At 60.9% G+C, this 12,017-nt stretch carries 11 protein-coding genes; 6 read left to right on the forward strand and 5 right to left on the reverse strand.

Annotation, left to right across the window (positions count from 1 at the left end; all coding sequences use genetic code 11):
• Positions 1 to 43: 43 nt before the first annotated feature.
• From nadE to cho, 3 genes are all read left to right on the forward strand, one after another.
• Entirely contained in the window at positions 44 to 871 is an 828-nt protein-coding gene (gene nadE, locus ACSPHG_RS13375; protein WP_435954018.1) for an NAD(+) synthase, read from the forward strand.
• A gap of 241 nt (positions 872 to 1,112) precedes the next feature.
• On the forward strand, positions 1,113 to 2,003 hold the full coding sequence (gene yddG, locus ACSPHG_RS13380) for an aromatic amino acid DMT transporter YddG (RefSeq protein ID WP_435954019.1): 891 nt from the start codon (positions 1,113 to 1,115) through the stop codon (positions 2,001 to 2,003).
• Between the two features lie 69 nt (positions 2,004 to 2,072).
• Positions 2,073 to 2,948: an excinuclease Cho gene (gene cho / locus ACSPHG_RS13385; protein ID WP_435954020.1), complete on the forward strand. Its 876-nt coding sequence runs from the start codon at positions 2,073 to 2,075 to the stop codon at positions 2,946 to 2,948.
• 4 nt (positions 2,949 to 2,952) lie between these two features.
• On the opposite strand, the gene hutU is transcribed toward cho, so the two are convergent.
• Together hutU and hutH are read right to left on the reverse strand one after the other, a co-directional pair.
• The gene (hutU, locus tag ACSPHG_RS13390) at positions 2,953 to 4,638 is read right to left on the reverse strand and encodes a urocanate hydratase (RefSeq protein ID WP_435954021.1); all 1,686 of its coding nucleotides are present in this window, start codon (positions 4,636 to 4,638) and stop codon (positions 2,953 to 2,955) included.
• A gap of 17 nt (positions 4,639 to 4,655) precedes the next feature.
• Positions 4,656 to 6,200, reverse strand: a complete 1,545-nt coding sequence (gene hutH, locus ACSPHG_RS13395) for a histidine ammonia-lyase (RefSeq protein ID WP_435956015.1) — start codon at positions 6,198 to 6,200, stop codon at positions 4,656 to 4,658.
• Positions 6,201 to 6,372: 172 nt separating this feature from the next.
• Between hutH and hutC the strand changes: the two genes are divergently transcribed.
• Positions 6,373 to 7,125: a histidine utilization transcriptional repressor HutC gene (gene hutC, locus ACSPHG_RS13400; protein ID WP_435954022.1), complete on the forward strand. Its 753-nt coding sequence runs from the start codon at positions 6,373 to 6,375 to the stop codon at positions 7,123 to 7,125.
• Here the strand turns inward: hutC and ves are convergent, their stop codons facing one another.
• Positions 7,126 to 7,671, reverse strand: a complete 546-nt coding sequence (ves, locus tag ACSPHG_RS13405) for an environmental stress-induced protein Ves (RefSeq protein WP_435954023.1) — start codon at positions 7,669 to 7,671, stop codon at positions 7,126 to 7,128.
• A gap of 2 nt (positions 7,672 to 7,673) precedes the next feature.
• The gene (locus ACSPHG_RS13410; protein WP_435954024.1) at positions 7,674 to 9,035 is read right to left on the reverse strand and encodes a formimidoylglutamate deiminase; all 1,362 of its coding nucleotides are present in this window, start codon (positions 9,033 to 9,035) and stop codon (positions 7,674 to 7,676) included.
• 216 nt (positions 9,036 to 9,251) lie between these two features.
• On the opposite strand from ACSPHG_RS13410, the gene hutI reads away from it, so the two are divergent.
• Both hutI and hutG read left to right on the forward strand, forming a co-directional pair.
• The gene (hutI, locus tag ACSPHG_RS13415; RefSeq protein WP_435954025.1) at positions 9,252 to 10,481 is read left to right on the forward strand and encodes an imidazolonepropionase; all 1,230 of its coding nucleotides are present in this window, start codon (positions 9,252 to 9,254) and stop codon (positions 10,479 to 10,481) included.
• On the forward strand, positions 10,465 to 11,262 hold the full coding sequence (hutG, locus tag ACSPHG_RS13420; protein WP_435954026.1) for an N-formylglutamate deformylase: 798 nt from the start codon (positions 10,465 to 10,467) through the stop codon (positions 11,260 to 11,262). The genes hutI and hutG overlap by 17 nt, the downstream gene beginning before the upstream one ends.
• Positions 11,263 to 11,339: 77 nt before the next feature.
• Here hutG and spy read toward each other — a convergent pair whose 3' ends face one another.
• Entirely contained in the window at positions 11,340 to 11,828 is a 489-nt protein-coding gene (gene spy, locus ACSPHG_RS13425) for an ATP-independent periplasmic protein-refolding chaperone Spy (RefSeq protein WP_435954027.1), read from the reverse strand.
• Positions 11,829 to 12,017: the final 189 nt, after the last annotated feature.

Consider the following 12,017-nt stretch of genomic DNA (forward strand, 5'->3'; position numbering starts at 1 on the left):
TGCTGCCTGCGCATTGCAGGTACACCGTAACCGGAGGGGTTAAATGGCTCTGCAACAAGAGATTATTCAGGCATTAGGGGTTAAACCACAGGTCGACCCGCAGCACGAAATCCGCGTCAGCGTCGATTTCCTGAAATCCTATCTGAAAACCTACCCATTTATTAAATCCCTGGTGCTGGGCATCAGCGGCGGCCAGGACTCTACGCTGACCGGTAAGCTGTGCCAGATGGCTATCAGCGAACTGCGCGATGAAACCGGGGATGAAGGCTACCAGTTTATCGCCGTGCGCCTCCCGTTTGGCGTGCAGGCAGATGAACAGGACTGTCAGGATGCCATCACCTTTATCCAGCCAGACCGGGTGCTAACGGTGAACATCAAGGGTGCGGTACTGGCAAGCGAACAGGCGCTGCGTGAGGCGGGCATCGAACTGAGTGACTTCGTGCGCGGCAACGAAAAAGCGCGCGAGCGAATGAAAGCCCAGTACAGCATTGCGGGCATGACCAAAGGCGTCGTTGTCGGCACCGATCACGCGGCGGAAGCGGTAACCGGCTTCTTCACCAAATACGGCGACGGCGGCACCGACATCAACCCAATCTTCCGCCTCAACAAGCGCCAGGGCAAACTGCTGCTCAAAACGCTGGGCTGCCCGGAGCATCTCTATCTGAAAGCGCCAACCGCCGACCTGGAAGACGACCGCCCTTCTCTGCCCGATGAAGCCGCGCTCGGCGTAACCTATGAAAATATCGATGACTATCTGGAAGGCAAAACGCTGGATAAGGCCGTTAGCGCCACTATCGAAGGCTGGTACACCAAAACCGAGCACAAACGCCGTCCGCCGATTACGGTTTTCGACGATTTCTGGAAAAAATAAGTTTTAATCGTGGAGCGGCGGATGGCGCAGGCTTATCCGCCCTACGTTTACGACCACGCTCCTTTCACGTAGGTCGGATAAGCGCAGCACCATTCGACATTTCGCATCCACGAAGGTCGAATAAGCGCAGCCCCATCCGACATTTCGCATACACGTAGGTTGGATAAGCGCAGCACCATTCGACATTTCGCATCCACGTAGGTCGGATAAGCGCAGCGCCATCCGACACATTTGAGATCACATGGAAAGTTCTACCCAACGCGCCACCCTTTTCGGCCTCCTCGCCATCCTCCTCTGGAGCACCTCCGTTGGCCTGCTGCGCAGCATCGCCGAACACTTTGGCCCGGTCGGCGGAGCGGCGCTCATCTACACCGTCAGCGCCGTTTGCCTTTGCCTTGTTCGCGGCCTCCCCAGGGTTCGCGAGATGCCGCCGCGCTACCTGTGGATCGGCGGCGCGCTGTTCGTCACCTACGAGATAAGCCTCGCCCTCGCCATAGGCCTTGCCCACAGCCGCAGCCAGTCACTTGAGCTGGGCATGATCAACTACCTGTGGCCGAGCCTCACCATCGTGCTGGCGCTTTTCATCAACCGTCAGCGCGCAGGCCTGTGGCTGTGGCCCGGCCTTGCCCTGTCGCTCGCGGGCATCATTCAGGTGATGAAAGGCGACGGCGCGTGGTCGCCGGTCGAAATGTGGCGCAACATCCAGGACAACCCCCTGGCCTATGGCCTGGCGTTCGGCGCGGCGCTAATCTGGGCGCTGTATTGCAACCTCACACGGCGCTGGAGCGAAGGCAAAAACGGCGTGTCGCTGTTCTTCTGCGCCACCGCGCTGGTGCTGTGGGTCAAATACGCTTTCGTCAGCGAAGCGCCGCTTAGCTTTACGCTTCCCGCCACGCTACAGCTGCTGTTTATGGGCGTTTCGACCGCCGTCGCCTACTCCGCCTGGAACCACGGAATTCAGCGGGGAAACATGACCTTACTCGCTACCGCCTCCTACTTTACGCCCGTACTGTCGGCTTTGATCGCCAGCCTCTGGCTCGGGCTGCATCCGGGCTGGTCCTTCTGGCAGGGAGTGGTCATGGTGGTCGGCGGATCGCTGCTGTGCTGGCTCGCCACCCGGCGCTATGGATAAATTGCCGCTTTTTTGCGCTCCGCTTCCCTGCTAGACTGTACAGGCAACCAGTACTCAGGAGTTTACGAAGTGGTCAGGCGTGTCAGCGCTCCGCGCATGCAGTTTGAAGCAGCAGCAGTTTACGAATATCCCGAACATCTCCGTCCGTGGCTTGAGGATCTCCCGAAAGCGTCAGGGGTGTATGTCTTTCACGGCGAAAGCGACGTTATGCCGCTCTACATCGGCAAGAGCGTCAATATCCGCAGCCGCGTCATGTCCCACTTTCGCACGCCGGACGAAGCGGCCCTGCTGCGCCAGTCGCGCCGCATCACCTTTACCCGCACGGCGGGCGAGCTGGGCGCGCTGCTGCTGGAAGCGCAGATGATCAAAGAGCAGCAGCCGCTGTTCAACAAACGCCTGCGCCGCAACCGCCAGCTCTGCTCGCTGCAGTTTGACGGCTCGAAACCGCAGGTGGTCTACGCGCGCGACGTCGATTTCTCAAAGCAGACGGGGTTATACGGCCTGTACGCCAACCGCCGCACGGCCCTGCAAACGCTGCAAACGCTGGCCGACGAGCATAAGCTTTGCTACGGCCTGCTGGGGCTGGAAACGCTAAGCGCCGGGCGAGGCTGCTTCCGCGCGGCCCTCAAGCGCTGCGCCGGAGCGTGCTGTGGAAGAGAAACCGTCGAAGAGCATCACGCGCGCCTGCTGGCGGCCATGGAACGCATTCGGGTCATGTGCTGGCCGTGGCAGGGGCCGGTCGGCCTGAAGGAAACCGGGCCGGAGATGACGCAGTATCACGTGATCGATAGCTGGTTTTATCTGGGTTCGGTGCAAAATCTGCGCGATGCAAAAAAGCTCGCCGCACCGCCGAAGGGCTTCGACAACGACGGCTACAAAATCCTCTGCAAGCTGGTGCTGAGCGGCGACTACGAAGTGGTGGAGCTTTCACGCCCCACCCTTTAACGGCTTATTTCACCATCGGCAAATTCAGATCGTGTTCATGGGCGCAGGCAACCGCACTTTCATAGCCCGCGTCCGCATGGCGCATTACGCCGGTGGCCGGGTCGTTCCACAGCACGCGGCCCAGGCGCACCTCCGCTTCCGGCGTCCCGTCCGCAACAATCACCACGCCCGCGTGCTGCGAGAAGCCCATCCCCACGCCGCCGCCGTGGTGCAGGCTGACCCACGTCGCGCCGCCCGCGGTATTGAGCAGCGCGTTGAGCAGCGGCCAGTCGGACACCGCGTCCGATCCGTCCATCATCGCCTCCGTTTCACGGTTTGGCGATGCCACCGAGCCGCAGTCCAGATGGTCGCGCCCGATCACCACCGGCGCTTTAAGCTCGCCGTTGCGCACCATTTCATTAAAGGCAAGCCCGGCCCGATGCCGCTCGCCGAGCCCCAGCCAGCAGATTCGCGCCGGTAGCCCCTGGAAGGCGATACGCTCCTGCGCCATATCCAGCCAGCGGTGCAGGTTCTGGTTATCCGGGAACAGTTCTTTGAGCTTCGCATCGGTTTTCGCAATGTCTTGCGGATCGCCGGACAGCGCCACCCAGCGGAACGGGCCTTTGCCCTCGCAGAACAGCGGGCGAATGTAGGCCGGTACGAAGCCGGGGAAATCAAAGGCGTTTTCCACGCCCTCGTCGAAGGCCACCTGGCGAATGTTATTGCCGTAGTCCACCGTCGGCACGCCCATCTGCCAGAAGTCGAGCATCGCCCGCACGTGTACCGCCATAGAAGCGCGGGCGGCCATTTCCACCGCTTTCGGCTGGGTCGTACGCTCCTGCTGCCAGCGCTCTACGCTCCAGCCTTCCGGCAGGTAGCCATTGACCGGATCGTGCGCCGAGGTTTGATCGGTCACGATGTCAGGCCGAATCCCACCGGCTTTTGCACGTTTGACCAATTCAGGAAGGATCTCGGCGGCGTTGCCCAACAGCCCCACGGAGATCGCTTTTTTCTGCGCGTTCGCCGCTTCGATCATCCCCAGCGCCTCGTCAAGCGACGTGGCTTTAAAATCCAGATAGCGGGTGCGCAGGCGGAAATCAATGCGTGACTCCTGGCATTCGATCGCCAGCACGGAGGCCCCGGCCAGCACGCCCGCTAACGGCTGCGCGCCGCCCATTCCGCCAAGGCCGGCGGTGAGGATCCATTTGCCACGCAGATCGCCGCCGTAGTGCTGACGCCCCGCCTCGGCGAAGGTTTCAAACGTCCCCTGCACGATGCCCTGCGCGCCGATGTAAATCCACGATCCCGCCGTCATCTGGCCGTACATCATCAGGCCCGCCCGATCGAGCTTGTGGAAATGATCCCAGTTCGCCCAGTGCGGCACCAGGTTGGAGTTGGCGATCAGCACGCGGGGCGCGTCGGCGTGGGTGCGGAAGACGCCAACCGGCTTGCCGGACTGCACCAGCAGGGTTTCATCGGCCTTCAGCGCGCGCAGCGAGGCAAGGATCTGCTCGAAGCACTCCCAGTTGCGCGCGGCTTTGCCAATCCCGCCGTACACCACCAGATCCTCCGGGCGTTCTGCCACGTCAGGGTCGAGGTTGTTCTGGATCATGCGGTACGCCGCTTCGATCAGCCAGTTTTCGCAATGCAGTTCCGTGCCGTGCGGCGCGCGTACCGTGCGGGCTACCGCCTGTTTTACAGATTCAGTCATGTTGGTGGCTCCCGGCATCACGCCGCAGTTGAAGGAAGGATATTTACGATAGCGGCAGGCCAGCTGTCGCTGCAGCCCCACTGGCGCATCTGTTCGATATCAGGTGCCAGCAGCCGGTCTTTTTCGAGAAAGGCAACGCGCTCGCGGATGCCGTTAAACGCCTCTTCCACCAGCGCCGAGCTGCGTAACGGGCGGGAAAACTCCATGCCCTGCGCCGCCGCCATCGCTTCAATGCCCACCACGGCGGCGGTGTTGAAGCACATTGCACCAAGACGGCGGGCCGCGTAGGTCGCCATCGAAACGTGATCTTCCTGGTTGGCCGACGTTGGCAGGCTGTCAACGCTGCCCGGATGGGCCAAAGATTTATTTTCCGAGGCCAGCGCCGCCGCCGTCACTTGGGCAATCATAAAGCCGGAGTTAATTCCGCCCTCCTTAACGAGGAACGGCGGCAGGCCGGAGAGGCCGGTATCCAGCAGCAGCGCGAGGCGGCGCTCGGAAATCGCGCCGATTTCCGCGATAGCCAGCGCAAGGATATCCGCCGCAAAGGCCACCGGCTCGGCGTGGAAGTTGCCGCCGGAAATGACTTCGCCCGTGTCGCTGAACACCAGCGGGTTGTCGGAAGCCGCGTTTGCTTCAATTTGCAGCACGCGGGCGGCGTGGCGCAGGTTGTCCAGGCACGCGCCCATCACCTGCGGCACGCAGCGAATAGAGTACGGATCCTGCACGCGGCCGCAGTGCCGGTGAGAGTCGACAATTTCACTGCCTGCAAGCAGCGCGCGCACCGCCGCGGCCACGTCGATTTGTCCTGCCTGCCCGCGCGCTTCGTGAATGCGGGCATCGAAAGGTTTAACCGAACCTTTGATGGCTTCAAGCGACAGCGCGCCGGCCACCAGCCCGGCGGCGAAAACCTTCTCGCCTTCGAACAGGCCGCGCAGCGCGAGCGCGGTTGAAACCTGAGTGCCGTTAAGCAGCGCCAGCCCCTCTTTCGGGCCAAGCACCAGCGGCTCGACGCCCGCCAGATTTAAGCCCTGAGGTGCCGGCATCTCCTCGCCGTTGACGCGAACGTTGCCTTCGCCCAACAGCATCAGCGAAAGATGCGCCAGCGGCGCCAGGTCGCCCGAAGCGCCCACGGAGCCTTTCTCGGGGATAACCGGCATCACGCCCGCGTTAAACAGATTGAGAAGATTGTCGATAACCTGTCGGCGTATCCCGGAATGGCCGCGCGCGAGGCTGATGACCTTGCTCGCCATCACCAGCCGCACCACGTCATCCGGCAGCGGTTCGCCAAGCCCGACGCTGTGAGACAGCACGAGGTTTCTTTGCAGTTCGGCAAGGTGGTCGTGGGCAATGGTGGTCTGCGCGAGCTTGCCAAACCCGGTGTTAATGCCGTAAACCACATCGCCATGATTAACGATGGCCTCCACCGTTTGCTGGGCGCGATCGACGGCGGCGTAAGCCTGCGGGTCCAGCGCAAGCGTGACGTTACCGTGGTAAATTTCGCGCAGCGTGGCGAGCGAAACGTGGCCGGGAGTCAGGGTACAGCGCTTCTTTTGCATCGACATGGATTTTTGCATCGACATAATTACATCCTGTTGGCATCACTTCGTATGACGGTATATGGTTGTATAGACAACTTAACTAATAAACCAAATGATTCGCCAGTCGGTCATACGAAATTTTTATCGAACAGTGAGCAAGATCGCGCTTAACCCATAGGAAGATTAAGGACAAAGCATGTCTGAAACAGATACTCTCGAGCAGCTACGCTCCGCGATTAGCGATCTCCCCGCCCCCATTTACCAGCGGGTAAAGCAGGCGATCGTCGGCCAGATCCGCAGCGGAGCCTGGCAGCCGCACCGGCGGGTGCCCTCCGAAACGGAGCTGGTTAACGCGCTGAACGTCAGCAGAATGACGATTAACCGCGCGCTGCGGGAGCTGACCGGTGAAGGATGGCTGGTGCGCATGCAGGGCGTGGGCACCTTTGTGGCGGAGCTGAAGGGCCATACCGCGATGCTCGAAGTGCGCAGCATCGCGGAGGAAATCACCGCGCGCGGTCATCACTACCGTAACTACGTGGTGGCTTTGGAACAGGTGGCGGCGAGCGGCGAGCTGGCGCACGCGTTTTCCATTCCGCCGGGCGACCCGCTGTTCTACTCGCAGATGGTGCATTACGACAACGACGAAGCCGTCCAGCTCGAAACGCGCTACGTAAACCCGGCGCTAGTGCCCGAATATTTGCAGCAGGACTTTCGTCTGTTTACCCCGCACCACTATCTGAGCCAGATGGCACCGCTAACGTCCGGTGAGCATATCGTCGAGGCCGTGCTGGCCGACGAGGCGCAGCAGGCGCTGCTGGAAGTGACGGCGAGGCAGCCGTGTCTGCTGGTGAAGCGCCGCACCTGGCATCATTCGCAGGTGGTGACGGTAGCCCGACTGCTGTATCCGGGCTCGCGCTATCAGCTGGTGGGCAGCTTTACCGGCCAGTAGCTACAGATAGGTGATTTCGCTAAACAGCAGCTGGCCCTGCGATTTCAACAGGCGCAGCGTGTGGCGACCGTCCTGCCACCATGCGCCCTGATCGGGCATCAGCAGCTTATCGCCCAGCTGCCATTCCCCGCTCAGCACGTAGACAATGCCGCCGCGCGTGCCGAAGGTGGTAAAGGTGCGGTCGGCGACGCGCACCTTTGCCCGGCAGCGGTCGCGGCGCGTCATCACGTTAAAATCCATCGACATTCCGTGCGTAAGCTCGGCTTTCACGACCTGCTCGCCCGCAAACGCAAACGGCTGATGGCGTTTGAGCGTATGGCGAAACGCCTTCCCGGCGTCGAGAATCACCTCGCCGCCTTCCAGCAGCGTGATCACCCGGTCAACCTGCGGGAAGGCAGAAAACTCACCGCTGCTGGCAATCGAGGCAATGCTCGCTCGCCAGTTAAAATCGCGGGTTGCAGGCGGAAAGCAGCAAATCTCACGGGTTTCCCCTGCGCCGTTGCGCCACAGGCTGACCGGCACTTTCCGAATATCGAAGAATTCCATCACTACTCCTGGAGGCTGCGCATCACCTGCGCAAACTGTACGTTGCTTTGTTCATCGAGCGGATGCTGCCTGTCAGTTATCACCTGCCTTCCAGCGACCCACACGTCTCTAATTTGTTCTCTTTGCCCGCCGAACAGCCAGCGGTTGATCAGCGCGTAATCTTCTACGTGGGCCAGCCACGAATCCTTTTCTAGCACCAGCCAGTCTGCGCGATAGCCAGGCGCGATGATTCCCATCGTCACGCCACAGGCCTGCGCGCCACCTGCGGCGGCCTGCCGCCAGAGCACTTCGCCCACCTGCGGCAGCTCCGGCAGCGTAATACGATTGCGGCGACGGTCGCGCAGGCGCTGACCGTATTCGAGCCAGCGTAATTCTTCAAGCGCGCTCACCGACACGTGGCTGTCCGAGCCAATCCCCCAATGGCCGCCCTGGGCGATAAAATCATTCGCCGGGAAAATGCCGTCGCCAAGATTTGCCTCGGTGGTTGGGCACAAACCCGCCACGGCGCGGCTTTCGACGATCTGCGTGACTTCGTCTGCCGCCAGATGCGTGGCGTGGATCAGGCACCAGCGGTCGTCCACCGCGAAGCGGTTATACAGCCAGTTAATCGGCCGCTCGCCGCTCCAGGCGATACAGTCGTTGACTTCTTTTTCCTGCTCGGCGATATGGATATGCACCGGCAGGCGGTAGTCGCTGGCCTCGAGCACGTCTTCCATCTGCTCCTGGGTCACCGCCCGCAGCGAATGGAAACACAGCCCCTGGTTAATGAGCGGATAGCGGCTCAGCGCCTTCGCCAGCGCCTGCTGCTGGCGTAAATAGCGGTCGACGTCCTGAATAAAACGTTTCTGCCCCGGCTGCGCGGGCTGCGCGCCAAATCCGGCATAGCTGTACAGCACGGGGAGCAGCGTTTGGCCGATGCCACTGTTATCGGCAGCAACCACCAGTTGCTGTAGCATCATATCGCCCGAGGCATAGGGTTTGCCATTAACGTCATGATGTAAATAGTGAAATTCCGCGACCTGGGTGTAGCCGCCCTTGAGCATATCGATATACAGCCGGGTGGCGATAGCGCCGATCTGCTCCGGCGTGAGCTTTTGCACCATGCGGTACATAAGCTCGCGCCACGTCCAGAAACTGTCCTGCGGATTGCCCGCCACTTCGGTCAGTCCGGCCATCGCCCGTTGAAAAGCGTGCGAATGCAGGTTTGCTATCGAAGGGATAACCACGCCCGGCAGCAGCGTTGCGCCGTCGGGCGACGCGCCGACCTCGATGTGGCTAATCACGCCCTGCTCGTTGACGGTAATACGCACATTGTGTCCCCACCCCTGCGGGAGCATCACGGACGGTGCAAAAAATGCCGGCATAGTTCGGTTCCTTCTCTTAACGGTGACAATGATTTAGCGATAATTCCGCGCCGACGCAAAAGAAATTTATGGCCGTCCGCAAGGGGCGACAAAATTTGTGTGGCGGGCTGCAAATTGCTGCAACGGGGCCGTCAAAACGACCGGCGGCTGTTGATGAATTTAGCACGCTGTGCCAGGTTGTTTGTAATTGTCTATACAACCCAACCGGAGAATGTCATGTCCTCCCCCGTAACTTGCGATAGCCTGTGGAGCGGTGCCACCCTGGTCACCATGAAAGACGGGCAGTACCACGTCATCGAAAACGGCGCGCTCGCCGTGCAGCACGGAAAAATAATCTGGCTCGGGCCGAAGGATGAACTGCCCGAGATACGCGCGCAGGCGCATCACCACCTGGACGGCGGCATCGTGATGCCGGGCTTTATCGACTGCCACACGCACCTGGTCTTTGGCGGCGACCGCAGCGCGGAGTTTGAAAAACGCCTGAACGGCGTGAGCTACGCGCAGATTGCGGCGGAGGGAGGCGGCATAATCTCGACGGTGCGCAACACCCGCGCGGCAAGCGAAGATGAGCTGCTGGCCAGCGCCCGGCAGCGGCTAAATCATCTGCTGGCGGAGGGCGTCACCAGCGTCGAGATAAAATCAGGCTACGGCCTGGATATCGACAACGAAATCAAAATGCTGCGCGTGATCCGCAGGCTTGGCGAGCTGGCCCCCGTTGAGGTCTATGCCACCTGCCTTGCGGCCCACGCCATTCCCCCCGAATTTAACGGCGACGGCGACGCGTGGATAGATGTGGTCTGCGAGCAGCTGTTGCCACGGGTTGCGCAGGAAAAGCTGGCCGATGCGGTAGACGCATTCTGCGAGCACCTGGCCTTCAGCCCGACGCAGACGGAGCGCGTTTTTGAAGCCGCGCGCGAGCTGGGCCTGCCGATAAAACTGCACGCCGAGCAGCTTTCCCCGCTCGCCGGAAGCAGCCTTGCCGCCCGCTACCACGCCCTGTCCGCCGATCACCTCGAATACGCAACGGATGAGGACGCACGCGCGATGGCCGCAGGCAACACCGTCGCGGTGCTGCTGCCCGGCGCGTTCTACCTGCTGCGCGAAAAACAGCATCCGCCGGTTGCCGCGTTTCGCAAGCACGGCGTACCGATGGCGATTGCCAGCGACGCCAATCCCGGCACCTCGCCCGCACTCTCCCTGCGCCTGATGCTCAATATGGCCTGCACCCTCTTTGGCCTGACGCCGGAAGAGGCGCTGGCGGGCGTGACGATCCATGCGGCGCGGGCGCTGGGTATTCACAGCAGCCACGGCAGCCTTGAGGTGGGCAAAATTGCCAACTTTGTGCACTGGCCCGTGGCACGCCCGGCGGAACTGGTCTATTGGTTAGGGGGGCAACTGCCCTGCACCGTGATTTATCAGGGAGAGAAACGTGAAAGCAGCCTTTGAGTTTACCCCAGGGAAACTGCCGCTTCTGGTGAGTATCCCCCACGCGGGAACGGCCCTGACGCCGGAAGTTGAGGCAGGACTGAGCGAAGCCGCGCGTCCACTTCCGGATACCGACTGGCACATCCCGCAGCTTTATAATTTCGCGCGCGACCTGGGCGCAGGCGTGCTGATCGGCAACTATTCCCGCATGGTTATCGACCTGAACCGTCCGGCGGACGACGCGCCGCTCTACGCCACGGCGACCACGGGCCTCTACCCGGACACGCTTTTCGACGGCACGCCAACCTTCCTGCCGGGTAAAACGCCGAACGACGCGCAGCGCAAAGCTGCGCTGGAGAACATCTGGCAGCCCTATCATCAGAAAATCCGCGCCGAGCTGGAACGCCTGAAAGCCGAACACGGTTACGCCCTGCTGTTTGACGCGCATTCCATCGCCAGCCGCATCCCGCGCCTGTTCGACGGGCAGCTGCCGGACCTCAACTTGGGTACCAACAGCGGGCGCAGCTGCGATGAGCTGATCGAAGAACACCTTGTGGCCTGCGCCGCAGGTCAGAAAGAATTTAGCTGGGTGGTCAACGGGCGCTTTAAGGGCGGGTATATCACCCGCGCCTACGGCAATCCTGCGCAGGGCATTCACGCCGTGCAGCTGGAGCTTGCGCAGCGTAACTATATGGAAGAAGAAGCGCCGTTCGCCTGGCGTGAGGATCGTGCAGCACGGCTACAGCCGCTGCTTGAACAGGTTATCCGCGCCATGCTCGGCAGCGCGCGGCAGATAGCGTAACAAAGAAAACCGCCGGTCCTGTCCACAGCGACTTCGCTATTGTGGACAGGACCGGCGGTCTTAAGTCAATCGATCGGTTATTCCTGATCTACGGGCATTTTACCGTCATGCGCCGGACGTTCTGTCAGACGCTTCTCAAAATTGGCATTAAACTGCTTTTTCTGTTCCGGGGTCAGAATGTTGTAGATCTTGTTCTGCGTTTCCATGTGGGCAAGCATGCGGGCTTTATTCTGCTCGGCCATTTTATTCACCTGCGCCTCGGCCTTAGCCTTGTCGAAGCTGTCGCTGGCGATGATGCTGTGCGCCGCGCGGCGTTCCTCTACGGATGGACGATCCATCTTACCGCGCTGCTCTTTCATGATGTCGCGGATCTGCGTTTTCTGCGCGTCGGTGAGGTTTAGGTTTTTGAACATCATGTCGTGATGACCGCCGCGTGGGCCTTTATGGTGCATCATCGGCGCGTCGGTTTTCGCCGCGGTGGTGGTGGTCGCATCAGCGGCATGAGCCAGGTTAGCCGCGCCCAGGGCCAGAGTTGAAGCAACAAACAGAGCAGTTAATTTACGCATAGTTTTTTTCCTTTCGTTTTGCCCGTCATCTTTTCTGCTACAGCGGCGTTGGCTTCACAGTTTCCTTCTGGTCACTTAGCAAACTAAGCTCCCAGGCATCTTCTGCTTGCCGCCTTGCTGTAACCGAAAATCTTTAGGGCAAGGACATTTTATTTACGACAGGTTCTGCCGTGTTGACGAGATTAAGTC

Source organism: Dryocola baronae (genome assembly GCF_051297175.1).
Classification (GTDB): domain Bacteria; phylum Pseudomonadota; class Gammaproteobacteria; order Enterobacterales; family Enterobacteriaceae; genus Dryocola.

Coding starts and splice junctions, on each gene's coding strand:
- nadE (WP_435954018.1), top strand. CDS start 44: ATGGCTCTGCAACAAGAGATTATTCAGGCATTAGGGGTTAAACCACAG.
- yddG (WP_435954019.1), top strand. CDS start 1,113: ATGGAAAGTTCTACCCAACGCGCCACCCTTTTCGGCCTCCTCGCCATC.
- hutU (WP_435954021.1), bottom strand. CDS start 4,638: ATGACTGAATCTGTAAAACAGGCGGTAGCCCGCACGGTACGCGCGCCG.
- hutH (WP_435956015.1), bottom strand. CDS start 6,200: ATGTCGATGCAAAAGAAGCGCTGTACCCTGACTCCCGGCCACGTTTCG.
- hutC (WP_435954022.1), top strand. CDS start 6,373: ATGTCTGAAACAGATACTCTCGAGCAGCTACGCTCCGCGATTAGCGAT.
- ves (WP_435954023.1), bottom strand. CDS start 7,671: ATGGAATTCTTCGATATTCGGAAAGTGCCGGTCAGCCTGTGGCGCAAC.
- ACSPHG_RS13410 (WP_435954024.1), bottom strand. CDS start 9,035: ATGCCGGCATTTTTTGCACCGTCCGTGATGCTCCCGCAGGGGTGGGGA.
- hutI (WP_435954025.1), top strand. CDS start 9,252: ATGTCCTCCCCCGTAACTTGCGATAGCCTGTGGAGCGGTGCCACCCTG.
- spy (WP_435954027.1), bottom strand. CDS start 11,828: ATGCGTAAATTAACTGCTCTGTTTGTTGCTTCAACTCTGGCCCTGGGC.